At 46.6% G+C, this 26,647-nt stretch carries 24 protein-coding genes and 1 tRNA gene; 14 read left to right on the plus strand and 11 right to left on the minus strand.

The window, feature by feature from the left end; all coding sequences use genetic code 11:
- Window positions 1–6: 6 nt before the first annotated feature.
- Window positions 7–79, plus strand: a tRNA-Arg gene (locus tag JGK14_RS05095).
- 273 nt (window positions 80–352) lie between these two features.
- Here JGK14_RS05095 and kaiC read toward each other — a convergent pair.
- The 4 genes from kaiC to JGK14_RS05115 form a co-directional block, all read right to left on the minus strand.
- Window positions 353–1,915 (minus strand): circadian clock protein KaiC, encoded by a 1,563-nt coding sequence (gene kaiC, locus JGK14_RS05100; protein ID WP_293175649.1) that lies wholly within the window; start codon window positions 1,913–1,915, stop codon window positions 353–355.
- 143 nt (window positions 1,916–2,058) lie between these two features.
- A complete protein-coding gene (gene kaiB, locus JGK14_RS05105) occupies window positions 2,059–2,373 on the minus strand; it encodes a circadian clock protein KaiB (protein WP_265233654.1) in 315 nt (104 codons plus the stop codon).
- Between the two features lie 99 nt (window positions 2,374–2,472).
- Window positions 2,473–2,616, minus strand: a complete 144-nt coding sequence (locus JGK14_RS05110; protein WP_293189783.1) for a hypothetical protein — start codon at window positions 2,614–2,616, stop codon at window positions 2,473–2,475.
- Between the two features lie 230 nt (window positions 2,617–2,846).
- Complete coding sequence (locus tag JGK14_RS05115; protein WP_325314823.1) at window positions 2,847–3,902, minus strand: circadian clock protein KaiA; 1,056 nt, start codon at window positions 3,900–3,902, stop codon at window positions 2,847–2,849.
- Window positions 3,903–4,208: 306 nt separating this feature from the next.
- Here JGK14_RS05115 and JGK14_RS05120 point away from each other — a divergent pair, with 306 nt between their 5' ends.
- The 3 genes from JGK14_RS05120 to JGK14_RS05130 all read left to right on the plus strand — a co-directional run bounded on the left by JGK14_RS05120 (window position 4,209) and on the right by JGK14_RS05130 (window position 10,685).
- A complete protein-coding gene (locus tag JGK14_RS05120) occupies window positions 4,209–7,445 on the plus strand; it encodes an ATP-binding response regulator (RefSeq protein ID WP_325314824.1) in 3,237 nt (1,078 codons plus the stop codon).
- A 729-nt stretch (window positions 7,446–8,174) separates the two neighbouring features.
- Entirely contained in the window at window positions 8,175–9,050 is an 876-nt protein-coding gene (locus tag JGK14_RS05125; protein ID WP_293204491.1) for a tetratricopeptide repeat protein, read from the plus strand.
- A 420-nt stretch (window positions 9,051–9,470) separates the two neighbouring features.
- Window positions 9,471–10,685, plus strand: coding sequence for a glutathione S-transferase family protein (locus tag JGK14_RS05130; RefSeq protein ID WP_293189787.1), 1,215 nt, complete (start codon window positions 9,471–9,473; stop codon window positions 10,683–10,685).
- Window positions 10,686–10,945: 260 nt separating this feature from the next.
- Here JGK14_RS05130 and JGK14_RS05135 read toward each other — a convergent pair whose 3' ends face one another.
- A complete protein-coding gene (locus JGK14_RS05135; RefSeq protein WP_293155973.1) occupies window positions 10,946–11,419 on the minus strand; it encodes a hypothetical protein in 474 nt (157 codons plus the stop codon).
- Window positions 11,420–11,715: 296 nt separating this feature from the next.
- Between JGK14_RS05135 and JGK14_RS05140 the strand changes: the two genes are divergently transcribed.
- Window positions 11,716–11,934 carry a helix-turn-helix domain-containing protein gene (locus tag JGK14_RS05140; RefSeq protein WP_293175639.1) on the plus strand — a complete coding sequence of 73 codons (219 nt, stop codon included), beginning with the start codon at window positions 11,716–11,718 and terminating at the stop codon, window positions 11,932–11,934.
- Here JGK14_RS05140 and JGK14_RS05145 read toward each other — a convergent pair.
- Together JGK14_RS05145 and JGK14_RS05150 are read right to left on the minus strand one after the other, a co-directional pair.
- On the minus strand, window positions 11,921–12,121 hold the full coding sequence (locus JGK14_RS05145; protein ID WP_293197537.1) for a hypothetical protein: 201 nt from the start codon (window positions 12,119–12,121) through the stop codon (window positions 11,921–11,923). The genes JGK14_RS05140 and JGK14_RS05145 overlap by 14 nt on opposite strands.
- A 475-nt stretch (window positions 12,122–12,596) precedes the next feature.
- Window positions 12,597–14,210 (minus strand): B12-binding domain-containing radical SAM protein, encoded by a 1,614-nt coding sequence (locus JGK14_RS05150; protein ID WP_325314825.1) that lies wholly within the window; start codon window positions 14,208–14,210, stop codon window positions 12,597–12,599.
- 336 nt (window positions 14,211–14,546) lie between these two features.
- Here JGK14_RS05150 and JGK14_RS05155 point away from each other — a divergent pair, with 336 nt between their 5' ends.
- Both JGK14_RS05155 and JGK14_RS05160 read left to right on the plus strand, forming a co-directional pair.
- Window positions 14,547–16,109 carry a DUF1800 domain-containing protein gene (locus JGK14_RS05155; RefSeq protein ID WP_293281111.1) on the plus strand — a complete coding sequence of 521 codons (1,563 nt, stop codon included), beginning with the start codon at window positions 14,547–14,549 and terminating at the stop codon, window positions 16,107–16,109.
- Window positions 16,110–16,530: 421 nt separating this feature from the next.
- The gene (locus JGK14_RS05160; RefSeq protein ID WP_293189792.1) at window positions 16,531–17,769 is read left to right on the plus strand and encodes a DUF1501 domain-containing protein; all 1,239 of its coding nucleotides are present in this window, start codon (window positions 16,531–16,533) and stop codon (window positions 17,767–17,769) included.
- 280 nt (window positions 17,770–18,049) lie between these two features.
- Here JGK14_RS05160 and lspA read toward each other — a convergent pair whose 3' ends face one another.
- The 3 genes from lspA to JGK14_RS05175 form a co-directional block, all read right to left on the minus strand.
- Window positions 18,050–18,559, minus strand: a complete 510-nt coding sequence (lspA, locus tag JGK14_RS05165) for a signal peptidase II (protein ID WP_293175629.1) — start codon at window positions 18,557–18,559, stop codon at window positions 18,050–18,052.
- A gap of 199 nt (window positions 18,560–18,758) precedes the next feature.
- Window positions 18,759–19,337, minus strand: coding sequence for a biotin transporter BioY (locus JGK14_RS05170; RefSeq protein WP_293175627.1), 579 nt, complete (start codon window positions 19,335–19,337; stop codon window positions 18,759–18,761).
- Between the two features lie 121 nt (window positions 19,338–19,458).
- The gene (locus tag JGK14_RS05175; protein WP_293224395.1) at window positions 19,459–19,602 is read right to left on the minus strand and encodes a hypothetical protein; all 144 of its coding nucleotides are present in this window, start codon (window positions 19,600–19,602) and stop codon (window positions 19,459–19,461) included.
- A 99-nt stretch (window positions 19,603–19,701) separates the two neighbouring features.
- Between JGK14_RS05175 and pstS the strand changes: the two genes are divergently transcribed.
- The 5 genes from pstS (at window position 19,702) to pstB (ending at window position 24,033) form a co-directional block, all read left to right on the plus strand.
- Window positions 19,702–20,883 carry a phosphate ABC transporter substrate-binding protein PstS gene (gene pstS, locus JGK14_RS05180; RefSeq protein WP_293175625.1) on the plus strand — a complete coding sequence of 394 codons (1,182 nt, stop codon included), beginning with the start codon at window positions 19,702–19,704 and terminating at the stop codon, window positions 20,881–20,883.
- A gap of 284 nt (window positions 20,884–21,167) precedes the next feature.
- Window positions 21,168–22,124 carry a phosphate ABC transporter permease subunit PstC gene (gene pstC, locus JGK14_RS05185; RefSeq protein WP_293175623.1) on the plus strand — a complete coding sequence of 319 codons (957 nt, stop codon included), beginning with the start codon at window positions 21,168–21,170 and terminating at the stop codon, window positions 22,122–22,124.
- Window positions 22,125–22,156: 32 nt separating this feature from the next.
- Window positions 22,157–23,050: a phosphate ABC transporter permease PstA gene (gene pstA / locus JGK14_RS05190; RefSeq protein WP_293175621.1), complete on the plus strand. Its 894-nt coding sequence runs from the start codon at window positions 22,157–22,159 to the stop codon at window positions 23,048–23,050.
- Between the two features lie 4 nt (window positions 23,051–23,054).
- A complete protein-coding gene (locus JGK14_RS05195) occupies window positions 23,055–23,261 on the plus strand; it encodes a hypothetical protein (RefSeq protein ID WP_293281108.1) in 207 nt (68 codons plus the stop codon).
- On the plus strand, window positions 23,236–24,033 hold the full coding sequence (gene pstB, locus JGK14_RS05200) for a phosphate ABC transporter ATP-binding protein PstB (RefSeq protein WP_442921428.1): 798 nt from the start codon (window positions 23,236–23,238) through the stop codon (window positions 24,031–24,033). The genes JGK14_RS05195 and pstB overlap by 26 nt, the downstream gene beginning before the upstream one ends.
- A 633-nt stretch (window positions 24,034–24,666) precedes the next feature.
- Here the strand turns inward: pstB and JGK14_RS05205 are convergent.
- Window positions 24,667–24,837, minus strand: a complete 171-nt coding sequence (locus JGK14_RS05205; RefSeq protein WP_293154509.1) for an NblA/ycf18 family protein — start codon at window positions 24,835–24,837, stop codon at window positions 24,667–24,669.
- Between the two features lie 234 nt (window positions 24,838–25,071).
- Between JGK14_RS05205 and JGK14_RS05210 the strand changes: the two genes are divergently transcribed.
- Together JGK14_RS05210 and JGK14_RS05215 are read left to right on the plus strand one after the other, a co-directional pair.
- Window positions 25,072–25,668: a phycobiliprotein lyase gene (locus tag JGK14_RS05210; protein ID WP_293189795.1), complete on the plus strand. Its 597-nt coding sequence runs from the start codon at window positions 25,072–25,074 to the stop codon at window positions 25,666–25,668.
- Window positions 25,669–25,881: 213 nt separating this feature from the next.
- Window positions 25,882–26,637, plus strand: coding sequence for a phycobilisome rod-core linker polypeptide (locus JGK14_RS05215; protein WP_293175615.1), 756 nt, complete (start codon window positions 25,882–25,884; stop codon window positions 26,635–26,637).
- Window positions 26,638–26,647: the final 10 nt, after the last annotated feature.

Below are 26,647 nucleotides of genomic sequence, written 5' to 3' on the forward strand. Positions count from 1 at the left end.
AGTCGAGGGCACGTAGCTCAGTGGATAGAGCATCAGGTTCCGGTCCTGAGGGTCGGGGGTTCAAATCCCTCCGTGCTCACTGAAATTAATAAAAAGATCGATCGTTCGCGATCGATCTTTTTTATGACCAATGTTCAACAGTTGACAGTTGACAGTTGACAGTTGACAGTTGACAGTTGGAGAGCGACCTCTACCCAGAAGGATGAGGATTGGAGTAATGAATAGTCTGATTTTAATTTCTCCCGGGCTTGGGGCTTTCAATCAATTATTTCTGGTAAAGGAGTTCTGGCTGTGCGGGCGATTTCAGAACACAGCAGCGCGCACCGCACACCCTACAACAGACTGCCGATTGTCAAATATCGTCATCGTTTTGACCTTGCACGCCCTGGAGAATCCGCGATAACTCACTCTTCTCATTAACCGAAATCCGAGTTGGAGAACCGCTGATTATCCGTTCGTAGCCACGGAACGAATCTTTAATTTGTGGGCCTCTTTCAGTAATCGTGTATTCTCGAATTCCTTTGTCGTGCCACGAACCGCGCATCTTAAACACATTAATTGCCCGCGACATTTCGCCTCGAATCTCTACATACTGAAGCATGATAATCGTGTCAGTAATTGTAGAAATATGGGAGTCCGTAATCGAATGAGAACCCATAAACTGGTCGCTGGTATTCGTAAAAAAGCCGGTGATTTCTTCCTGCTTCGCAAAACCAGTCACCCCAATCACAAATTGTCTGAAAGCATTATTGCTGACACCCCTAGCTAGGGCTGAAAGCGAGTCTATGGCAATTCGAGAAGGTTTGAACTCAGCAATTTCTGATTTAATCGTCTGCAAGTGGTCTTCCAAGCCCGCAGATTCGGGGTAAGTACACAGCAGCTTCAGCAGTCCTTTGTGTTCCATTTCCTCAAAATCAATGCCCCAAGAATAAGCATTGCGGAACAACTGAGCTCGCGACTCTTCATAGGCAAAAAGTAGTGCCCGATTGCCGTTCATACAAGCATTCTGCAAGAACTTGCTTACCAACAGCGTTTTGCCGGTTCCCGTCGCACCGGTAGCCAAAATAATCGAGTCTTTAAAGAAACCGCCGCCGCACATCTCGTCGAGAGTTTTATCGCCGGAAGAAACCCGCACGTTAGAAGACTTTTGAGTTAATCGCATGGCCCCCAAGGGGAAAATATTAATACCATCATTGGTCATAGTAAAAGGATATTCACCCTTCATGTGAGTTGTACCGCGCAACTTCAAAATTTCGATGGTGCGGCGGCGGCGTTCGCCTTCCAAGACGTTGCGAACAATCACGACATTATCCGACACAAACTCTTCCACTCCAAACCGCGCCACCGGGCCGTATTCTTCAACCCGTTCGGTAGTCATAACTGTAGTTGCGCCTACTTGTTTGAGGCGCGCAACTAAGCGAAAGATTTCTCGGCGCACCACAGATGCAGCTTCGTACTGCTGAAATACGGCTGTTACTGAATCTATAGAAACGCGCTTGGCTTTGTACTTGCGAATGGCGTACTGAATTCGCTCGATTAAAGCAGATAAATCAAAGTTTCCCACAATATCCTGACCTTCTGGATCGGGGGAAGCATCTAAAATAAATAGCTTGCCTTCATCTATTAGCCGTGCCAAATCCCAACCGAAACTGCAAGCATTTTTAATAATATCTGTCGGAGATTCTTCAAAAGTTACGAGGACTCCAGGTTCGTCAAAATGGATGATTCCGTTATATATAAATTGTACGGCAAATAAAGTTTTTCCCGTTCCTGACGTGCCGCTGACTAGGGTGGTTCTGCCGATCGGCATTCCGCCGTGACTGATGTCATCGAAACCCTCAATCATCGTGCGAATCTTTTCAACGCCTGCCGTTACCAATCCTTCTGGTTGCACCGTTTGACTAATTTCATTCATGTCGATTTTTGTCAACTCTCAGTATTCTTTATTTCTCACTCATTAACCCAGCCCATGAGTCTTTATACCCAGCTTGTAATTTGGGTTCTTGCTCAATAACTAATGACTGCTGACTGCGGATCAATGACTGTCTTCTGATTATCTTATGAATTCAGGTCTTCTTCGCGAAGTTCTTCATAGAGCAAATCTAATCCTATCAGAACTTTCTCACGATCGGACAAATCGCCGATAATTTTTCGCACCGGCGGCGGCAGGATTTTCGCCAGGGTGGGGGTTGCTAGAATTTTGTCCTCTTCTGCTAGCTGAGGATTTTTGAGAACGTCTATGACTTTCAGGGCGTAGACTCCTTGAAATTCCTGTTCTAGGATGTCTTTTAGGGTTTTCAAAGCTCGCACTGAGTTGGGAGTGTTCCCGGCAACGTACAGCTTCAGAATGTAGGTTTTCTTCAGAGGACTCATGAACTTTTTTAAATGTTGAGTGTTAGTTGTCAGATGTTAGTTGTAGTTGTTATTGGTCTTGAATCCGCTGTTCTTTGTTATTTTATAATAATTTCAGCGTCACGATCGCGCTGCCGACTGTCTTCTCCTTTCTAGTTTGTTAAATTTTTCCTTGCTTCTTGCTTTTTGCTTCTTGCTTTTGCCAGAAAGAATTGGTTGAAAGCCGGAACCCTTGTAGGGAGAAATTAAAATCAGACTATTCATTACTCGAATCCTCGGACTTCCAGGTAGATGTCGCCCTCATCCCTTCGACTGCACTTGGGGGGCAAGCTGTCAACTGTCAACTGTCAAACGATTTAGGATTTTGGATTTTGGATTTTCGATTGGGGATTGAAGATTTTTAATTGTCAACTGTCAACTGTCAACTCTTCCTTCTTCCTTCTTGCTTCTTCCTTCTTCCTTCTTCCTTCGTGACAACTGTCAACTGTCAACTGTCAACTGTCAACTGTCAACTGAACTTGAGATGTTTCTTTGGGAATCGATCGCCTGTACATCTCGCATAGATGAGCGATCGCGTCAATCAGAGTCAAGCGGTAATCGAGCAATATTTCCTCGCTGCGGCCTTCTAATTTTAGCTGTTTAGCAAATTCGTCCATCAATTCCATGTGAATTTCTACAACTTGAGTCACGGGAACATCGGCAAAAAAAGCTAAATTTACAAATTCATCTATTTGATTGTTGACCGCAGTATCTTCATCAAAATAATTTAAAACGATGTCGCGATAACTTGACTTGAGTTGCTCCAAAAACTTTTGCTTCTCTTCTCCCGAAAGATTTCGTAAAAAAATCTGAGAATTTCTTTTATAATACACACCTAAGTATCCTAATCGCTCCCGTAATTTTTCCGCAAGTCGGCGCTGCTGTCGTTGGAGTAAACTTTGAGCAGTCAATTGGGCCGTGGCATCGACCCTTGCGGATTGGTCATTGACAGGAACCGGAGTTGAAAGTTTCAGAAATTGTGCGATCGCCCGATCGATACTTGTACCTAGGTCGCTCGATCTCGCGATTGGTAGTTGCACCTCAGCCGGGTGATAAAAAAAAGCACAACTTTTTTGATCTTGACTCTTCTCGGCGGTACTCGCCGCGCCCTCCAAAGCATCTGAGGGTGGTGCTTCTTGGCTGCCATCCCCTGCCGGCTGGGGCAAAAAAAACACAGCAGGTAAAAAGAGCGATCGTTCTTGCAGCTTGCTCAAAAGCAATTGCAAATCCCTATCTACGTCATCTACGTCAAAAACCAAACAATCGAGGTGGTAATTGTGCTTGAGGAATCCCAAAAACTCCACCGCCGATTTAATGTGCGTTAACGTATAGCGTTCCCCGCTCAAAAGCTCGATCGCATCGCTGGCATTTTTTTCAGAGCGGATAAAAATACCGATCGACAGTTGGGGCAGCAAACCTGTAGGTGAACTACCCAAGTTGCCCGAAAGTGCTGGATCGCTCAGAGTTGATATCTCCTTATATAATAAAATACTTAACATTTTAACAATCATTTAAACATTTATTGTAACCAATCTTAACTGCAAAATATGGCGATCGGCTTTTAGCAGCGGGATCGTCAGAGTGTACTTATTGGCAGATGTGTCAAGCACCCCTATCCTGATTTCTGCAATTAAGCTTAAGGCTTAAAATAATTGGTAGTTGCCTCAAATCAGGTGCAGGCATCAAATTCGTAGGTCTCGGTGCAGATCCGGGGCTCGATCGAGAACTGGTATAAAACTAAATAAGATACAAAAGATCGGCAGCTACATTGGTATCAAAAATATTACTGCTATTGATAGCAGACTCTCAGGTTTGTTATGTCAACCACCAGCCCCAGTCTCAAAAATTTTATCGAGTTAGTGCCCCTGTGCCTCCAAACGGCGGCGCTATCATCGCTACAGTCAATTTTCAGCCAGGGCAACTGCGATCGAATTGCAGTAGTCAACGAACAGCTACAACCCCTAGGATTAGTTTACCTGAGCCGCTTTTGGGTCTGGGCGATCGATCGCACAAACGACTGGGAGCAACCTTTGTCAGCAAGTTCGCTGCCGATCGAGCCGATCCGGGTAATCCCTGGGACTCTGAGCGTCAGCGAATTCTGGGAATATTTGCAAATAGAGGAACTTAACACCCCTGCGGAGTCTGGCCTTAGCGCCGGTGGTGGCTCCAAAAGCCCGATCGGCCTGACAGATGCCAGCGGGAAATTTTTAGGAATGCTAGAGTGTCAGAGCCTGCTGCAATTCGCCGCAGTTAACAGCAGCCTGAGGCCCGAAGCCACAGCAGTCAAAGAAATTGAATTAACCACGGTTTCCGCAGCCATCGCCACAGCCCTAGGATCTCAAGTGCGCTTCCTAGAAGCAGGATTGAAACCCTCGGAAAACCTCAACTCCCTAGTCCAACTCCTAGAAAAACTGCCCCTACCCCTGAGATTGCAAACTCCCACCGGCCAAATAGTCAGCCAAAACGCAGCGTGGCGGATTTTGCTGGGAGCTGGCCCAGATCCAGTTCCCGAACCAACAGCAAATTTGGGCAAACACTCGCCCCACAAACCAAGCCATGTAGCAACAGAATACAAGAGCGTTGAAGTAGATGCCGTCACATCTGAGTGCAGGAGCCTAGTAGGAGCAAGTCGATCGGGCGAGGGGCTGCGGGATAGCTTCGCCGCGCGTGATGGAACCGCAGCCACCAGTTGTCCGCTACCCCTGTACGCCGCCGCCTCTCCATCTACCTTAACCGCTCCAGCTTGGTGTCCCACCGCCGGCAAACCAGATACATATATTTGTGATTGTCCCGTACAAACAGGTCAAGAACGGATCTGGCAATTTGTCAAACAGCCTCTCTCAAATCAACTAATTTTAGTAATGGGACAAGATGTCACCGAAGAACATTTAGTCGCCAAAGAACTAGCAGCAAAAAACGCAGATTTAATCCACCTCAACCGACTCAAAGACGAATTTTTGTCCTGCATCAGCCACGAACTAAAAACCCCTCTCACCGCCGTCCTCGGTTTGTCCAGCCTCCTCAAAGATAAATTGATCGGAGAACTCAACGATCGCCAAACACGCTACGCCAAACTAATCCATCAAAGCGGGCGGCATTTGATGACAATAGTGAACGACATTTTAGACTTGACCCGCATGGAAACCGGGCAGCTAGAACTAATTCCCGAACCAGTCGAAATAGCAGCCACCTGCAAAAGAGCCTTTGAACAAGCAAAACAACTGCAACAGCAAGAAGAAAAATCACCTTCCCAGCCCAGCCAAACCAAGGGCGAAGCTTCTCAAGAAGAACCACCTGTAAAAATTGAATTTACACTCGAAATAGAGCCGGGACTGAGCTATTTAATTGCCGACGAACTAAGGCTGCGGCAAATGCTCGTTAACTTGCTTTCCAACGCCCTAAAATTCACCGAAGCTGGCGGCAAAATAGGATTGAAAGTAAATGTTTGGGAAGGTTGGCTCGCCTTCACAGTTTGGGATACCGGCATCGGCATCCCGGCTGACAAACAGCACCTGATCTTTCAGAAATTTCAACAGCTTGAAAGCCCGCTCACCAGGCGCTTTCAAGGAACCGGACTGGGACTGGTACTGACTCAACGGCTCGCCCGTCTCCACGGCGGAGACGTTTCGTTTATTTCCTCAGAAAACCAAGGCTCTGAATTTACATTGTTGCTGCCCCCAAATCCTCCGGGAAATAGCGGGGAAGAATTCCCAGCACATACAGGGAACGAGGAAGAATTATTCAAACCAAAATATCAGATTCCGATCGCCAATTCTCGCTCTCGTTTAGTGTTAATAGTCGAAGCAGTTCCTAAATATATCGAAGATTTAAGCAAAGTCCTCTCTGGTTTGGGCTACCAAGTAATAGTCGCCCGTTCCGGCACCGAAGCGCTGGAAAAAGCTCGCAGGTTCAGTCCCGAAGCGATTTTCCTCAACCCGCTGCTGCCGCTGCTGTCCGGCTGGGACGTGCTGACGCTGCTGAAGAGCGATCCGGATACTCGATCGATTCCGGCGATCGTCACAGCCACCAGAGGCGAAAAAGAACGGGCTTCTGTCAACCGCGCCGAAGGCTTTTTGAGCTTGCCGGTGGAAGAAGCCGCTTTACGGCGGCTGTTGGCAGACTCGATCGGTCGCCCCGATGCCAGTACGAGCAAGGTCAGGAGTTCTTTAACCGTGTTGTGGCTCAGCCCGCAAAACAGTTCCTCTCAAGGTTCTGCTTTACTCCTCAACCCCAACTACTGCCGAGTTTTGGAAGCAGACGACCTCGGCCAAGCAGAACTCGTGGCCCGAATTTGGCGGCCCGATGCGATCGTCTTGGACAGTACCAGCCAACTGCAAAATCCCTTAGCTTTTATCGAACAGTTAAGTCTGTCTCGAAATTTGGGTTCTCTGCCCTTAGTGACTTTAGACCCCGTAACGACGCAACTAGCAAATCAAGTCAAAGGATTGTCGGTATTTCCCTGTTTGTCAGGCGGGAGTCCTGAAGGCAGTGAAACCTCAGGCACCGGGTTGGGGGCATCTGCCTTGTGGCAAGTGATTCAAGTAGCTGCGGGCATGAGTTGGAAGCCCAGCATTTTATTTGCTGACATTTTGACATTACCGGACTTGCACTGCACGACTCGGGGGAATCCGACGGGAGAATTGGCAAAGGGCGATCGATCGACCAAAGCCGAGATTCCCGTACCCCATGCCAAGTTTTCTACTCCCAACTTTCAAGCTTTGATTCAGTACATCCAAACCGCAGGCTTTCGAGGGGCGATCGCTCCCTGCTGGACAGAAGTTTTGCAGCAGTTGCAATATCAAAGCGTGGACTTAGTGTTGCTGTGCTTGCGCGATGCTCCCTCAGAATCGTCCGCGATGCTGCAAGCGCTATCGAACCTGCGGCAAATGGCTGTCAAACTGCCAATTTTAGTCTGGGACGATCGCTCTGCTGTAAATTCGGAATCGGAGGCGATCGACTTTCTGCTGCAAGAAGTATCTGCCAAAATTTTGCCTTCTTCCTTGTCAGCAGCACAATTGTTAGACAAAATTCAACAGACTTTATTAACTAAATAAAGTCGATTCATTCAATTGACAGTTAACAGTTGACAGTTGACAGTGACAAGCGAATTTCTGCATATGGTACCCGCCACGTGATTTATCCGTGGAATCAATCCCAAATCGAAAATCGAAAATCCTCTCTTCCCCCGAATTTATCCGTGGGGTCGCCTCTAAAATCTCGATTGACCTTTGCCTGGAAGTAAGAGGATTGGAGTAATGAATAGTCTGATTTTAATTTCTCCCGATCGGGCGCAAGGGCTTTCAACCAATTCTTTCTGGTAAAAATGAATAAATTATATCGTTTCCGGTTGCATCGGAATTATATATTTGAATCGTTGAGCGTGCGAGCGTCACGAAGAGCGATTCAGGCCGCTCTTCGTGACGCTCGCACTACATAATTTCGATGCAACCGGATTTGATATTACCCATTTACCGTGAGAATTTCAGCGCTCTCGAAAGCAGTTAATAAAAAGTATTGCTTAGGAGTAAAAACAAATTCAGGAAACTATTTTAGGGAAAACCGCGCAGCGTTGCGAGTCAGGAAACAAGAAAACATCTGATTTTTGTAAAAAGGATTTTTTTATTGGAGTGCTGTCCCCGCTCGCTTAGTTAGATAAACCAGCGAGCCTCCCCGCTCGCACTATAAAATCAAAATTGAGCTGCTCCCAGAAACAATATCAAAAGTCAAAAATATGAGTTATTATAGGCGCGAGAAACCATTATATTTTTTTCTGGGGCTATACAGTGCCTAATCGTCTTCCTCTAATATCTCTGTTACTCGCACTCGGTTTGTGGACAATGCCCAAGCCCGTTGCCTGTCAGGCACTCCTGCCTTACACCCTGCAAATCGACTCAGCCGGACTCGAACAGACAGCCTTGAGCCTTGCAGAACGAGCCGTTCAGCTAGCGAGACTCCAGCAGTTCCAACTCGCCGTCCCCAGCGCCGAACTCGCGACGCAGTTAGCCCCCAAGAATGCTCAAACTTGGACTTTGTTAGGCAGCTTGTACCTTCAAATCGAGCAGTTTGACAAAGGCATTGAAGCTTTAGGGCAAGCTCAATCTCTGTCGCCAGAAAATGCGTCAATTAAATTTGTCTTGGGAGAAGCTCACTTTCGGAAAGCGAACTACGAGAAAGCAGCCGAATACTTGCAAGCAGGGTTAAAAATAAAGCCCGACACTCCGGGCGCATTATTTGATTTAGGTAACGCTTTTTACAAGCTAAAGCAGTTCGATCGCGCGATCGCCCAATATGAAAAAGCCTTTGCTTTAGAAAAAAAACTCTGGCCGGCTGTCAACAATATTGGATTAGTCAAATACGAAATGGGAGATATCGATAACGCCATCCGCCGCTGGCAAGAAGCGATCGCGATCGACGACAAAGCAGCAGAACCAATGCTAGCTCTAGCAGTAGCACTTTACACCAAAGGCGACAAAGAAAAAGGTTTATCCCTGGGAGAAGCCGCCCTGAAATTGGACAAACGCTATGCCACAGTAACTTTTCTCAAAGACAACCTCTGGGGCGATCGCTTGATTGCAGCCACCCAAAACTTCCTGGCAACTCCCCAAATTAAAGCAGCACTCGCCAAAATTCAAGACGCCCCACCATCTCCCCAATTGTAACTAGAATTCTAGTTAGGTTAGTCGTGAGGATGGAGAGTCCTAAAAGCATTTTTTAGCTGAGGAGCCGTGTAAAAATAACTTGATCAGGTGCATTGCTAAACTGTATTTAATTTAAAGGCTCCAATTAAAAAGTTACGCAACTTATTTTTACATGATTCCTGAGCAAAAATGTACTCTTGGATATGGATTCCAAGGCAGATCCTTAGAATCAGTTAATCCAATCTCCAATTTGAAATCTAAAATCTAAAATCCCAAGTCTAAAATAATATTACCAAGAAGAATGGGTTTAAAGTTTAAAGCCTCCTCCTTTTAGGGGAAAATAAAACAAAATTATTCATTGCTCCAATCCTCTTCGTTTTATGGAGAGATAGCTGTCCCAGCTCAACTGTCAACTGTCAACTGTCAACTGTCAACTGAACTATGACATCTACTACGATGATCGCCACTCCCCTAACCTGGACACAACTAGAAGCCCTTACCGACTTTCAAGTCGATACAGTCAACGGCCCCACCAACTCTCAATCCCGCTTGCGCCTCTTCGGAAAAACCGAATCCGATGTGAGAGTCACCCTGTACCGCGACAATCATGGCTGGTGTCCCTATTGCCAAAAAATCTGGCTGTGGTTGGAAGAAAAACAAATTCCCTACCGCATTGAAAAAGTTACCATGTTCTGCTATGGGGCAAAAGAAAGTTGGTACAAGCGTAAAGTGCCGTCGGGAATGTTACCCGCGATCGAACTAGACGGCCGCATCATTACCGAAAGCGATGATATCTTAATCGCCCTCGAACAAGTCTTCGGCCCCTTGAGTTTGGGCATGAAAAACCCCGAAGTCCTTCCGCTGCGGCGCCTAGAGCGACTGCTGTTTAGAGCGTGGTGCTCTTGGCTGTGCTACCCGGCGAGTTCAACCGCAATAGAACAACACAACCGCAAGCAATTTATCAGCGTCGTCGCCGATGTCGAAGCAGCACTCGCGCGATCGCCCGGGCCATATTTTCTGGATGAGTTTGGCACTGCGGATGTAATTTTTACGCCCTACGTCGAACGGATGAATGCCAGTCTTTATTACTACAAGGGATATTCCATGCGGGAAGAAAACCCGCGCTTTGCTGACTGGTTTGCAGGGATGGAAAGTCGCCCCACCTATCGCGGCACTCAAAGCGACTTCCACACGCACGTCCACGATTTGCCACCTCAAATGGGCGGGTGCTATGAAAACGGTGAACCGCAGATGCTAGTCAACAAAACCCGCGTAGATAATGGGCCTTGGGCCGGACTCCCGGATGTCATGTATCCAGAACCGGAAACCTCCCGCGCTGAAGCACTCCAGCGCGTCATCAAACACCGCCACAAGATCGTTCAAGTCAACCCTGCTGATGACAACTTATTCGATGAGGCTTTGCGCTGTGCTTTAACTTTGATGGTGACTGGCGAAAGTTGTACGCCGCCGGTTGGTTCTGATGGGGCTTTGCGGTATTTGCGCGATCGGGTAAATGTGCCCCGCGATATGTCCATTTACGCGGCCAAACGGCTGAGGGAAAGCTTAGAGGAAACTGCCGCCCTCGTGGGTGACGGTCAAGGTGAGCCTATTCCCGTGAAGCACCGGCGAGATCAAGATCCGGCTAATTTTGTATAGGGGGGCGATCGGAATCAGGCGAAACGATCGTTGCTGCTGCTGGCGCAATGACTCACGCGCTTAGTTGGTGATGCAGGAGAATAATCGAGCTGACGGGGTGACAGGTTGCCTGAAAATCAGACAGTCCGGCAATCCTAGACAAATCGCCTAAAAAAAGATAGGGCAAGAAAGCTTCGGGAGCATCTCAGTTTTGCATTTGTAGTGCTGTCCCCGCTCGCACTCAAAGAAAAAATGCTTTTTACCAAAATGAGATGCTCCCTTTAGAAACTTTCCATTAAGGTTTTTTCTTGAGCGTAAACATCGCGCAATTGTTGCAATGCTGAGGCAGAAATTACCAATTTAACTGTAGCGACTAATTTACCCCACTCGTGCAAGCTGTCAACTGAAACAGCGGCTTTGAAGTTGTACGTATAAAATTTAGTCCAAAATTCTGGTGCTTGGGTGCGTTTCCAGCGTTTGTACCAGCCGAGATAGTCTTGGGTGCAGGCCGGTTTTACTTCTAAGATTGGGGGGAAATCGGCGTAGCTGACGAATCTGCTGAGGCCTTTGGCGTGTACGTACACCATGTTGTGACAGCATTCGATTCGGTAAATTTGGTCGGGCGTGATGTTGAACAAAAGTGCTACGGTTTCTTCGGTGACAAATCTCGATCGCGGATTGACCGTCAACGATTTGTGAATAATTTTTGAGGCGCCGATCGCTGACGACGATCTTAACTGATTCTCTAATATCATTGTAGTTGCATCTGGTGGTGGTAGCTCAGTCTATCTGCTAGGTGCGATCGACAGTAATTATCTCTCGGCATTAATTATAACGGGCGATCGCCTTTAGTTTCGTTGACTCTGCCGCCAAACGGATACAAGCGCCGATTTCTCCCGTAAGCGGCCCCAAATTTTAGACCAACGTTCCAGCTTCTAGATTCATCTTTAGAGTCAATCTAAAATCTAAAATCTAAAATCTAAAATCGAATGACCTGGGCGATCGCTTTTTGCTATATTATACTAAATCCAAAATTTTGTAAATAGTTTATATGAGTAAAGGTTTAGTCAGGTTGCGGGTTCGAGAGTTGGCGGCCGAGAAGGGATGGACGCTGAAGGAGGTTGCCCAGCGATCGGGCGTGGGGTACAGTACGATTAGCAATTATGCCCGCTCTCAGGGGATGGCGATGGTTGACTTTGCCGCAGTGTACAAGTTGGCCCGCACTTTTGACGTGATGATTGAGGATTTTGTGGTCATCATGGAAAAGTAGGTGCTGTTTGGCGATCGAGTTTTGATTGGGCGATCGACCTTTTGGTGGAAATTATAGCAGTTTTAAATCGGATCGACAATTGCCCCGAAATTCGGACACGGCAGTGCCGTTTCCCTGCGGGAAATTTGACGATCAAAGCAACAGTAATTGTAGGGTGTGGATCCTGCGAAGAATCCCTAACTTGCATATCGAAAATCTCAAAGATCCGCACCTCTGCACTCGCCAGATCGCAAATAAAGTCGATCGCCTAAAATCAAACTAACCCCCTAGAGCCTGAAAATAGGATAACTGTCAAACTTTCTTTTGCATTCCGCCATTTCCTAACTCTTAAACTGCAAATACTCCATTTTAAAATCTAATACGGTTTACTTAAGATTGTCTTTCGAGAGGAACGAAGCAAACTGTATCTATTTTTCATGGGAGTTTCACGACTAGCAGTACATGAATGAACCGTATTGCTTTATATATAAGAAAGAGCGCTGAAGCGCAACTACGTACCTTTATTATCTTAAGTGAACCGTATTGCTTTATATATAAGAAAGAGCGCTGAAGCGCAACTACGTACCATTATTGTCTTAAAATCTACATTTTTCCATTACAAATGCAATCGATTGAAATATCGAGAACCAGAAATATTGATTCCAAATCTAAAATCCAAAATCTCAAATCGAATGACTCATAGCCTCAGCCAAATGCTTCTTCAAAGTCGCTTCTGGTAAGGGCCCTTTTAAATGACTCCAAGGCAAAACCTGATTTAAATCCCACTCTTGGAAAACATAAAAATCCATTTCCGGTAACTCTCCCCGCAACTCCTTAAAAGCCCGCCGATAACTTCCCAAAGTATCTCCGTAGTGTCGCACTAATTCCAACAGCTTAGACAATCTGCGATCGCCCTTTGATAGCAAACCCTGAATCACAGACCAGTTATAGCTTTCAGGTCTAAATTCTAATCCCAACTTCCGCAATTCTTTATCTAAAAACTTCAGCCTCTTCTCCGCATCTTTATTCACACCAAACCACTGAAAAGGAGTATGAGATTTCGGGACAAAAGTGCTGCATCCCAGAGTCAAGCGCAAACCCGGAGCGGCTTTTCTAATCGCCTTCATCATCGCCACTGTCTCCTCCAAATCCTCCATCTCTTCGCCGGGGATTCCCGCCATACCGTAAAGCTTAATCCCTTTTAAGCCACCAGCCTTAGCATTAATAGCAGCTTGAATAATTTCATCGTTAGTGAGTTTTTTATTCACAATCTTGCGAACTTGTTCGCTACCACTTTCCACCGCAATCGTCACAGACTTGCTATCTCTGTTTGTCAATATTTCCGCTAACTTAACTGTCACCGTGTTCGTGCGTACCGAAGAAAGACTCAGCCGCACTCCGTCGTATTTCGGATGGTTTAAATGCTCCAGCAATGCTTCAAATTCTGGGTGCTGAGTCACAGAAGCACCCAACAAACCCAAACGATTAGTCACAGCTAAACCGCGATCGATCGCCGGAATTAGCGAATCCTCCAAACTCGCAGTTCTAAATGGTAAAGTGAGATAACTTGCCAAACAGAAACGGCACATTTCTGGGCAACTCCGCACCACTTCCACCATATAAATATTTTCCCAAGCCGCTTTTTCTGTCACTACAGTAGAAGCAGACAAAGTATTGCCGCGATAAGTCTGTTTTTCCACCATACTAGGAATTTCAGAATCCACAGGATGAATCGATTTAATCCCCTCCGTGGCATCCAAATAAGTTACTTCGTACAAACTGGGAACGTAAACCCCAGGAACTTGCGCTAAATGCCGCAATTTAGTTTGTCTGTCGGCACTACGAACTTCTTTACAAGCATCAATAAAATTATCAATGAGATGTTCGCCATCTCCCAGCAAAATTACATCAAAAAATTCTGCAAAAGGTTCGGGATTCGCGGTAAGAACCGGGCCACCACCAAATACTATTGGATGATTGTCAGTTCTTTTTGATGCCCAAATCGGAATTTCTAGAGATTCCAATAAATTGAGAATATTTACATAATCGAGTTCCCAAGAAAGCGAGAATCCCAGCAATTCTGGATATCGGGGAAGTGGTTCGTTGATATCAGTAAATAAACGGCTGACTTCAATATCCGATCGCACGGCTAAAGTTGCCCACACTATCTGATAGCCGAGACTGGTAATCCCCACCGTGTACTCGTTGGGAAATGCAAAAATAGTCGGAATAGCATCAGCATCGGGGGTTGCTGGGGCAAATAGCAGGCGTTCTTCGGCAAATGGATTAGGAGTCACGGGCAAGTTTAGCTTTAGGAAAATAATATCTCTTTCTTTTCTAATTTTATGCTATGGACTGACCGCCGGACAGCGATCGCCACGGAGATACGGATAATAAATTTGTGTCATCCGCGTATCCATGTTGGGCGTTGATGACTAACAACCGTAGGAGTTACGCACTCGCCCACAAAGAAACCGGGTTTTTTTAACTCTTATTGAGAGTTTTAAGCAAGTATTTGGTTAAAAAATCCGGTTTTCCATCGCCAGTGCCGAAATCCTAAACTATTGAACCTTTTTGCCGCCCAACCAGTCTAAGGCATACAGAATTAACCAATAGTTCCCCCAGCAGCTACTATGAAACTGAAACTCAAACATGGGGCAGTATCGCTATACTTGTGGCTGGGACTGATCGCCTCCAGCAGCGCCGCCAGTCCCCCCGACAATTCCAAAATCCTGCATCTCCTCAACCGCATTAGTTTTGGCCCGCGATTGGGCGATATCGAAAAAGTGCGATCGCACGGCACAGAAAATTACATCCAACAGCAACTCTCCCCAGAAACCATCCCCGAACCTCAGAACCTTACCTCTCGCATCAACAGGTTAGAAACCCTGCAAAAAACACCAGCAGAACTCTTTGTCGAATACGGTGTCCGCCGATCGCAAAACGGTCAAAAACCAACGCCAGAAGCAATCAGAGCCGCCAGCATCAAGGCTCGGATAATTCTCCAAGAAGCAGTTAAAGCTCGTTTATTGCGATCGGCAGAAAGTCCCCGCCAATTGCAAGAAGTTATGGTGGATTTTTGGTACAATCACTTTAATGTTTACTCAGATAAAGGATTAAATAAACTCTGGGTAGGAGCCTACGAACAAGAAGCAATTAGACCCTACGCTCTGGGAAAATTCCGGGACTTGCTAGGTGCAACTTCCCGTCATCCTGCCATGTTGTATTATTTAGATAATTGGCAAAATACCGATCCAAAAAGTATCGGAGCCAAAGGCGGATTTCGGGGATTAAATGAGAATTATGCGCGGGAGTTAATGGAGCTGCATACCTTAGGCGTCAATGGGGGTTATACGCAACAAGATGTTATCGCATTAGCTCGCATTTTTACAGGCTGGGGATTTGGGCCGCGACCATCTGAAAAGGACGGTTACAGCTTTTATTTTGATGCCAAACGCCATGATTTTAGCGATAAAATATTTCTCGGGAAAACTATCAAAGGTTCGGGCGAAACCGAGGGAAAACAAGCTTTAACTATTTTAGCCAAAAGCCCAGCCACAGCCAAACACGTCAGTTATAAATTAGCTCAATATTTTGTGGCTGACAGCCCGCCAAATGCGTTAGTCGATCGCCTCAGCCAGCGCTTTCTCGAAACTGATGGAGATATCCGCGAAGTCTTAAATACTTTGTTCCGCAGCCGAGAATTCTGGGATAAAAAAAATTACAGCGCTAAGTTTAAAACTCCCTACCAATACGTTATATCGGCGGTGCGATCGACAAATAAGACAGTAGAAAATTTTCAACCGCTGTACACAACTTTGCTACAGCTAGGAATGGCACCTTACGGCTGCCCAACTCCCGACGGTTACAAGAATACTCAAGATGCTTGGCTGAATCCAGATGCGATCGCCCGTCGGTTGAGTTTTGTCACGGCTTTGGCCACCAATCCCTTGTATTTAAACTCTCCTCCCGCTGACAACAATCAGTCGGGATGGATGTTACCTGCGATCGCAACTCCTTCTAACTCCTCTTTGCCAATGGGCCCGAGAAATAGCAACCAGTTAATAGATCCGTCGCAGTTAGCTAATATTTTGGGGAATGATTTCTCGGCGAATACCAAAAGTGCGATCGCCTCCAGTCCGGCTAATTTACGCCCCGCTTTGATTTTGGGCAGTCCAGAATTTATGCGCCGATAAAAGAAGGAAGAAGGAAGAAGGAAGAAGGAAGAAGGAAGAAGGAAGAGGGAAGAAGGAAGAAGGAAGAAGGAAGGGAGCATCTCAGTTTTGCATTTATAGTGCTGTCGAGAACTCGCGTGGGTGTATAAGCACGCGAGCGGGGACAGCACTACAATAAAAAATGCTTCTTGTAAAACTGAGATGCTCCCAGAGGGAAGAGCGTTAGCACTTTAACTTCCAATTACCAATTCCCAATTACCAATTCCCAATTACCAATTACCAATTACCAATTCCCAATTACCAATTCCCAATTACCAATTACCCATTACCCATTACCCATTACCAATTACCCATTACCCATTACCAATTACCAATTACCCATTACCCATTACCGATTACCCATTACCCATTACCGATTACCCATTACCCATTACCCATTACCATGAACAGACGCCAATTTTTAATCCAAACCGGATTGCTTTCAACTTCGACAATTATGTCTGTCGGACTCCACGGTTTAGCCGTGAAAGCCGCCGCACCCAAGAACAGCAAACGATTAATTGTCATCTTTTTGCGCGGCGCAGTCGATGGCTTAAACGTAATTGTTCCCTACCAAGAAGCGAATTACTATCAATCTCGACCCAAAATAGCTATCCCAAAACCGGGGCTGCAAGGCGGTGCGATCGACCTTGACGGCCGTTTTGGACTCCACCCCGCACTCAGCGCGATCGCCCCGCTGTGGCAGCAAGGAACCCTCGCATTTGCCCACGCTTGCGGTTCTCCCGATCCCACCCGATCGCACTTTGAGGCGCAAGACTACATGGAAAGTGGCACTCCCGGCAAAAACAAGACCCCCGACGGCTGGATGAACCGCCTGCTGTCAGTCATATCCGCCAATTCCCCCGTCCAAGCCCTGAATGGTGGCACCTCCACACCCCGCATCCTGTCGGGAAAAATGGCAGTTGCCAGCTTTAGACTAGGTAAAAATGCCAGCCGCCCGATCGCCATTGACAAACCCCAAATCGGTACCGCATTCGATCGACTTTACAGCGATAGCGACCAACTAGGTCAAGCATATCGAGAAAGTCGCGCCGCCCGCCAAACCCTGCTGGCTAACTTGGATGCAGAAATGAAAGCCGCCAATAACGGCGCACCCTTAGCCGATGGTTTCCCCGGCGACGCGACGCAATTGGGGCGGCTGATGGCGAGAGACTCCAGCATTCAGCTAGCTTTCCTCGCCCTCGGAGGCTGGGATACCCACATCAATCAAGGAAGTTCCCAAGGCCAATTAGCCGCAAGATTGCGCCCCCTGGGACAGGGTTTAGCGAATTTGGTGCAGGGATTGGGTGATGTTTACTCCGAAAGTGCGATCGTAGTTATCTCAGAATTCGGCCGCACTGTGCGCGAAAACGGTAACGGCGGCACGGATCACGGACACGGAAATGCGATGTGGCTTTTGGGTGGTAATATTAAGGGCGGCAAAGTTTATGGCGAGTGGCCGGGATTGGATGAAAGTCAGTTGTATCAAAAGCGCGATTTAGCCGTGACGACGGATTTTCGAGATGTAATTGCTACTTTGTTGCAGAGTCATTTACGGCTGGATGGGGAAAAGGTCGATCGAGTTTTTCCCGGTTATAAATCAAATCGAATCGTTGGGTTAGTTTCAACAGTTGACAGTTGACAGTTGACAATTGACAGTTTGATAGCGACCTCTACCCTTAAGTTCGAGGATTGGAATAATGAATAGTCTGATTTTAATTTCTCCCTCAAAGGGAGAGGCTTTCAACCAATTCTTCTGGTAAATGAGTGAGAAAGCCGTAGGGTGCGTCGCCATTCACAATCTCTCAAAAAAATCGACTTTTCGAGTAGCGAAGCACCTGTGTTATCGCCAGCAGAGTGCAAACAACATTCGTTTGACTCCGCCAACAATTATGTCGTACAAAGAGTTGAGAAAAATCCTATTACTCTGAAATAGAATCGCTATCATCTCGGTTTCTCGGCGGCGGTGCACCGTGAAAAGTTGCAATCAACAAACAGATAATCCCAGCATTAATAAACACATCGGCCAGATTAAATACCGGGAACCGAATGATCCGAAAATCGATAAAATCTACAACGTGGCCCAAAATAAATCGATCGATCCCGTTACCCAGTGCGCCCCCCAAAATCAAACCGTAGCCAGCTTGTTCCCAGCGGTTAATTCGCGGCCCGAACCAAGCCAAAATCATCAATCCCACACTCACACCCAAAGACAGCCAGCGCAACCAACTCGCCCCACCATTGCTAAACAAACTAAAAGCCGCACCGGTATTAACAACATAAGTGAAGTGAAATATCCCCGGTAACAGCGGCTGAGTCTGCGGAGGAACCGTCAAGTCAAAATTTTGCACCACCCAAAACTTGCTCAGGTGGTCTAAAACTAAACTGATAATAGCAGCAACCCAGAACAAGGGATTTCTTTTAAAACGCATGGATTAGGGAATAAAAGATAGGGCATCGGGCATGGGATAATTCACTCAAATCTCGCGTTTCAGCAGTTTAGCCGATCTTTCCCACCCGCAGCGAGATGACTTTCCCGTTGCAGAATGATACTATAACCCAATTTTGCACAATTACCAATGCCCTATGCCCTATGCCCTATGCCCTATGCCCTATGCCCCAATTCCCCAATTAATAAAACATCAAGCGGCGCAAAGTAAATGACAGAAGTGCGATCGCACAAACCACAGCCAATTGTCCCGGTAGAGGATAAACAGAATATTTTAGAATCTCATTCAATAAAGGTGTTTTTTTGCCCGGAATCAGCAAGTAATTAAAAATCAGATAAATTAAGCCGATCGCGTGAACTGTAAATAAACCGCACAAACAACTAAAAGCGATCGATTCCAACCGCGAAGCAACCTTAAAAGCGACCCAGCCGCACACCCAAGCACCAGGCACGAAACCCAACAAATACCCAAAACTCGCTTCTTTAATGTAGCCGATGCCGCCACCTTGAGCAAAAACTGGCCACAAAGTCAATCCTAATACCAAATAGGCAATTTGCGAGAGAGCCGCCGCATTTTTGCCACCCATGCAGCCTACTAGCAATACTGCTCCAATTTGATAGGTAACACCTAAAGAGTACGCCTGAAGTCCGCGATCGTCCCAAAACCCGATCGGCATTGTCACAGATGCAGGCAAAAAAGTGCCTCCTATCGTTAGGAGCAAACCAATAACAGCCCAGATTAATTCGATAGGAGCAGGCATGATCGTCAAACGGTGTTCGTCAGAAGGTATTCCTCAGATGCCAGCTTCAACGCTAGCAGCATTTAAGTTCTCAATACTAGCACCTTGTCAAAACAACCACCATTGTAGGGTTTTATGGTTCTCAAGTCTGGATGTGCCGATCGCCTAATGTGGAATTGTTCGCGATCGCGCGATCGCATCCTTGTTTCTCTACTAATTTATTTGGCATATATCTAAAAAAATCACACTTGTCAAGCTCATGAATGAATTTAATCTTGGTTAACATTAGATTAAGATAAAATGTAAAGATTTTTAACCTAAGCTTTACTTTCGCGCGATATGCTAGTGCGCGACACCCGTATAACGATCGCAAATTTCTATACTTATGATTTTTCGTATCAACTTGATAAATCCGAATCGTGTTACCACAGCAATTTCTGCTATGGCGATCGCCCTCAGCTTAGCAGCTTGCGGCGGTGGCAGCACCACCAGCAGCAGCCCCAGCCCCGGCAGCGACACCGCAGCAACCCCCGGCGCTGCCCCCGTTGCAGCAGCAACCAACACCAAACTCGCCCTCGCCTCAGACGTAGCAATCACAGCAGCAGGCGCATCATTCCCCGCACCTCTATACCAGCGTTGGTTTCAAGACTTCAACAAAATCAACCCCAAAGTACAAATTAACTATCAATCAGTAGGTAGCGGCGCCGGAATCGAACAATTCACCAAAGGCACAGTAGACTTTGGCGCTAGCGACACCGCCATGAAAGACGACGAAATCGCCAAAGTTCCAGCAGACAAAGGCGTGATTTTGTTGCCCATGACAGCCGGCAGCATCGTTATCGGCTACAACCTGCCAGACGTACCCGAACTCAAACTGCCACGGGATGTTTACACAGAAATCTTCCAAGGTAAAATTACCAAGTGGAACGACCCCAAAATTGCCGCAGCCAATCCAGGCGCTAAATTGCCAGACCAAGCCATCACCGTCATCCACCGTTCCGACGGTAGCGGTACAACAGCCGTCTTCACCAAACACCTGAGTGCCATCAGCCCTGACTGGAAAACCGCAGTAGGTGACGGCAAAACAGTAGAGTGGCCCAAAACAGGTACTTTTATTGGTGCAAAAGGCAACGAAGGCATCACAGCCCAAATCCTGCAAACCGCAGGCAGCGTCGGCTACATAGAATACGGCTATGCCAAAAACAACAACGTCAAATTTGCATCTTTGCAAAACAAAGCAGGCACCTTTGTCACACCTACCGACGACTCAGCTTCTAAAGCTCTAGCAACAGTGCCCCTGCCGGAAAACCTGCGAGCATTTATCGAAGACCCAGAAGGCGCTGAATCCTATCCAATTGTCACCTACACTTGGATGCTCGTCCCCAAAAAAGTTGCTGACCCCAACAAAGCTAAAACCATCGAGGCAATGGTTGAATACGGCTTAAATGAAGGTCAAAAAGTTAGTTCTGAATTGGGCTACGTTCCTTTGCCTGCAAGTGTTAAAGAAAAAGTAGCCGCGGCGGCCGACGGCATCAGCGCCGACTACAAAATTGAAGTTGCCAAATAGCGATTGAAGGAAGAAAGAAGAGAAATATTTCTGTAGGGGCGGATTCACCAACAATAATTGCCTAAAACCAATAATCTCGTAAACCCGCCCCCACCCAAAGGTAAATCACAATCTACGTCTTTCAAAATCAAAGCGGCGGGCTTCACCAGAAATATTTGTTGAAAAGTCACGGGATTAATCAACCCGCCCCTTTGATTTTTTTATTCTTTTTCTTTCTGCTTTCTTCCAGCTAGCTTTTTCTTAAAATTAATCTTTCTCACTACTATTATTTGGGTTTTTTGTTTATGGTTTCAGATAATAATAGCCCTCAATTAGAGAGTCGATCGCGCTCAAGAGCAGAAAAGTCGTTAGACCAAGCCTTTATCTGGCTGACGCGCATTTTGGGCATCGGAGTGGGTGTAATCTTGCTGGTAATCGCCGTGACGGTTGCTTATAGAGCGTTACCTGCGATTCAACAGTACGGTTTGGGATTTCTATTTAGCAGTAGCTGGAATCCGGTTAAAGAAGAGTACGGCGCGCTGCCGATGATTTATGGGACGATCGTCAGTTCGGCGATCGCGCTCCTAATTGCGGTACCATTAGGAGTAGGGACTGCAATCTTCCTGAGCGAAGATTTTTTGCCGCTCCCAGTACGCACAGCTTTAGTTTTTTTAGTAGAACTTTTAGCCGCCATTCCCAGCGTAGTCTACGGTTTGTGGGGAATTGCTGTATTGATTCCCATACTTACCAGCATCGGAAAGTTTCTCAACGGTAACTTTGGATGGCTGCCGATTTTTAGCACTCCGCCAGTTGGCCCGGGAATGTTACCTGCCGGAGTAATCTTGGGAATCATGACTTTGCCCATTATTACTGCTATCTCCCGCGACTCTTTAGCCAGTCTCCCGCCCGAATTGCGACAAGCATCTCTAGGTTTGGGAGCAACTCGCTGGACAACAATTTTTAGAGTGCTAGTACCCGCAGCTTTTTCCGGGATTGTCGGCGGAATCATGCTCGGCCTGGGCCGCGCGATGGGAGAAACAATGGCAGCCACCCTGTTAATTGGCAATTCCAATCAGTTAAGTGCTTCAGTGCTAGCTCCTGCAAATACTATTGCTTCTTTGATGGCAAATCAATTTGCCGAAGCTTCCGGCTTGCAAGTGTCTGCTCTGATGTACACGGGACTAATTCTGTTTATCATGACGCTGATTGTTAATGTTTTGGCCGAGTGGATTGTTTCTCAAGTAAGAGCCAAGTACAACTAGAAGTTTGCCGCAATTTCCTAATAGCTTTATTTATGTCAAATCCCGTCCCTGACGAGAATTCTTTAGAACAGAAAGTAGGCAGTTTAAAGAAGGTCAAAAATAGCCCTAGAACTCTGTTAAATCTGGCGATGACCGGAATAGCTGGAGCTTGTATGGCTATCACTCTGCTGCCTTTGTTTGCAGTCCTTTCCTACGTAACCATACAGGGTTTTAACCGCCTAAATTTAGACTTATTTACCAAATTGCCACCCCCGCCTGGACTGTCGGGAGGCGGTATCGCTAACGCAATTATCGGTACATTAATGACCGTAGGAATTGCTTCTCTAATTGCTGTTCCTTTTGGCGTATTAGCCGCCGTTTATTTGTCAGAGTTCAGCAGCGGTGAAATCGCTCGCTGGGTGCGCTTTGCAACTAATGTCCTCAGCGGAGTTCCATCGATTATTGCAGGTGTATTTGCCTACGGTTTGTTCGTGGTAAATATGGGAGGTTTTTCGGCAATTGCAGGAGGCGCGGCGCTGGCTGTGCTCATGTTACCGACGATTGTGCGGACTACTGATGAAGCTCTACAAATTGTCCCGCAAGATATTAGATGGGCGTCGGTTGGTGTGGGTGCTTCTAATTATCAAACAGTGTTGCAGGTGGTTTTACCTGCGGCAATTCCGGCTATTTTAACTGGTGTGACTTTGGCAGTTGCTCGCGCTGCTGGTGAAACTGCTCCTTTGATTTTCACGGCGCTGAATTCGCCTTTTTGGCCGGCTGGATTTGATAAGCCAACTCCGAGTCTTTCGGTTTTGGTTTACAACTTTGCAACGGTTCCTTTTAAGGCACAAAAAGAGTTGGCTTGGGCTGCTTCTTTAATTTTGGTGTTGATGGTTTTGCTGACGAGTATTCTTTCTCGTTGGGCTACTCGCCAAAAGGTTTATTAGTCAGTTGGCAGTTGGCAGTTGGCAGTTGGCAGTTGGCAGTTGGCAGTTGGCAGCAAGCAGGAAGAAAGAAGAAGTAAGATTTGTCGATTTTCGTTATTTTCCCCTCTCCCTCTCCCACTCTCCCACTCTCCCACTCTCCTACTCTCCCCCTTTCCCCTATACAATTCGATTGGAGTATTCAGTGTATGATGAATTTGGCAAACAAGACTGAAACTGTTTTACGTACTGAGAATATCAATATTTTTTACGGCGCTTTTCATGCGGTAAAAAATGTTTGCATGGAGATTCCTAAAAATCAGATTACTGCTTTAATCGGGCCGTCTGGCTGCGGTAAAAGTACGATTCTGCGATGCTTTAACCGCCTCAATGATTTGGTTAATGGTTTTCGTTTAGAAGGCCGAATTGATTATCATGGTCAAAATCTTTACGATCCTGATATTGATGCTGTGGAGGTGCGCCGCAAGATTGGGATGGTGTTTCAAAAGCCGAATCCTTTCCCCAAGTCGATTTATGACAATATTGCTTACGGTGCGAGGGTGAATAACTATAAGGGAGATATGGATGAGTTGGTGGAAAAGTCGCTCAAACAAGCTTATTTGTGGGATGAGGTAAAGGATAAGCTGAAGCAAAGCGGTTTTTCGCTTTCGGGTGGCCAGCAGCAGCGTTTGTGTATTGCTCGGGCGATCGCAATTAATCCTGATGTAGTATTAATGGATGAACCTTGCGCTTCTCTTGACCCGATTTCGACGATTAAGATTGAGGATTTGATGCGGGAACTCAAGGAGAAGTATACAATCGTGATCGTTACTCACAATATGCAGCAGGCTACTCGGGTTTCTGACTTGACTGCTTTTTTCAATGCTAAAGTTTCTGACGATGGAAAGCGGTTTGGCTATCTTGTGGAGTGTGACAGGACTGAGGTGATTTTCCAAAATCCGAAGGAAGAGTCTACTATGGATTATGTTAGCGGCCGTTTTGGTTGATTTGCCGGAGTCTCCAACAGGTTGAAACAATCGCCCTACACGAACGACGACAATCAAATTGGTTCGTAGTGAGGACTTTAGTCCTCATCCGTCACAGGACTAAAGTCCTTACTACGAACCAATTCAGACTTGACACTCCTCGGCAGACAGGCACGAGGATTCTTAAGACATTTCGATCTTAATATCCCGCGCAAGCGTGGGTTCTTGGGCGCAATCCTTTTGCCTTAAAAGGTGGGCTGCTATCCTTGTCTTACAACAAGCTCCTCAAGCGTTTAGGGATTTAAAATCCCTGGTTTCACGTCCTGGCCCGCGTACCATTTCTAAAACTTGATCTTTAGTTGTTTGTGATTGACTTTAATTACGATTTTTCCTGGCTTTGCAGCGAGATACTTAATCCTTAAAATCTAATTTTAGACTAGAATTGATTGCCCCCAAAGTCAATACTATGTTACATTACTTAATTATGGAAAAAGCCGGCCACTGAAGAAAGGGTTTTAAACCCAATTTCTTGATAACTGAAGAATCCCGGTTTCTTGGAGGAGCCGGGATTCTTGGTTTTTATGTTTAAAAGCTCGATCGTACTTTTTGCAGATACAAGTCGCTGATTTTTTTGGGAAGAATTTTTAAAAGAGTTCACATTTTCTTCATCCAATACTTTAACAGGTTTTCTTTGACCATGTTTTGCCGCATCACTTCTAGCAAATATTCCTGAGCTTGGTCTTGACTCAATGTTTTGACTTGTTCGCGCAGCACTTGCAATTTAAACTGCTGTTCCATGCTGAGGCTGGTTGTAGGCATATCCATAAAATCGCTCCTCCAGTTTGTTACGTGAGATCGATGCGAGATAGATCGGAATGACGTTCCGCAGGCTTTGTTGTGTTCCCTCTATTGTAAACTATCATAACATCTGCTTGACAATATGTCCAAAGTACACATTTTGAAACTAATTTGTGTCGCAAAAGTACATCTAAGTGGGGGGAGCTTTATCATAAAACAGGGATAAAAACCGGGAAGCCTAAGCCAAAGGAGCTATTTTGTATGGATGCAATGGAGTTTTTTCAGAGCAGTGCTGGGGAGTGGCGATCGCAGCGCAGCACTCACCATCTGGCTTTTCGCCAAGCGGAGATTGGAGATTCAAATATTCAAGTAACGGCGCTGGGTGCGGATGACGATCGAGTGGCTGAGATTTGCCAGATGCACGAAGTCGATCCGAGTCGGGCTGCTGGGGGAGCGTTTGTGACTTGGCACGGCACTATGGCGTGGGATAAGGATGATGAGAATCATAAGGGGTCTACCGTATTCGCGATCGTCCCCGATCCTGAAAATCCGCGGCAGGGTTTGATGTTGCGGGAACGGGGCTACGCGGAAATTGTGCCGGTGGCTGGCCGTTTTGAGATGGATGATGAAGATGCGCTGCTGCTGATTACCGAATACGAGACCATGAGTTCGATCGAGCGTTTTTGGTTTGCGACTCCGAACGTGCGGATGCGGACAAGTGCGGTAAAGCGCTTTGGCGGTTTCAGCACATCGACTTTTTGTACGGAAGTTCGCGTGCAACCAGACTCCGATGCAGCTAAGCCAGCAGCAGAGGATCAAGCCCCTCCCAGCCAGTTTTACTCGGCTCTGGGCTGGTAATTTATTTTGCTGCCCACTGCCCACTGCCCACTGCCCACTGCCCACTGCCCACTGCCCACTGACAACAAATGTTACAGATTGTTGCAAAAATTCAGGAAAATCGGATTTAGATTGCGGGAATCCCCTAATCTGTATGTTGGTTAGTTGTATCCGTTATGCTGGCAGCTCGCGGTGTCAACTATTTCTGAAATTTGAGATAACGGAGATTTTAACGTGGCGCTTCCTTTATTAAGCTACGCCCCCAAGAGTCAAAACCAGCGCGTTGCTGGTTATGAAGTAGGGGGCGACGAGCAGCCCAGAGTTTTCACAACTGAAAATGTGCTCTCGTCCGGGGACATGGAAAATTTGATTTGGGCTGGATATCGTCAGATTTACAGCGAACACCAAATCCTCAAGAGCAACCGCCAAAAGTCTTTGGAGTCGCAACTCAAGTTCGGCCAAATTACTGTGCGGGATTTCATTCGCGGTTTGGCGACTTCGGGGCCTTTCTTGGAACGGAATTACCAAACTAACAGCAACTACCGGTTTGTGGAAATGTGCGTGCAGCGCGTTTTGGGCCGGGATGTTTACAGCGATCGCGAAAAGATTGCTTGGTCGATCGTAGTTGCAACCAAGGGGCCTCAAGGGTTTATTGACGAATTGGTCAATAGCGATGAGTACCTCGACAACTTCGGCTACGATACAATTCCTTACCAAAAACGCCGAATTTTGCCTCAGCGTGTTGGAGGGGAAACTCCTTTCAACTTGAAGACTCCTCGCTACAACGAGTACCACCGCTCGCAGCTTGGCTTCCCGCAAATCATTTGGCAGAGTACAGTTCGCCGTTTTGTTCCTCAAGAACAGCAAGCGAAGGCTGGCGATCCGTCGAACTATTTGAATATGGCTCGCAATATGTCCATGCCTGCTACTCCGCCGCAGCGCGTATCTCTGGCTAATATCAATATTGCCACGATGGTTCCTCGCCGCTAATTGATACTGC

Origin of the sequence: Microcoleus sp. PH2017_28_MFU_U_A, assembly GCF_020738035.1 — a bacterium.
In the GTDB taxonomy this organism is placed as follows: Bacteria; Cyanobacteriota; Cyanobacteriia; order Cyanobacteriales; family Microcoleaceae; genus Microcoleus.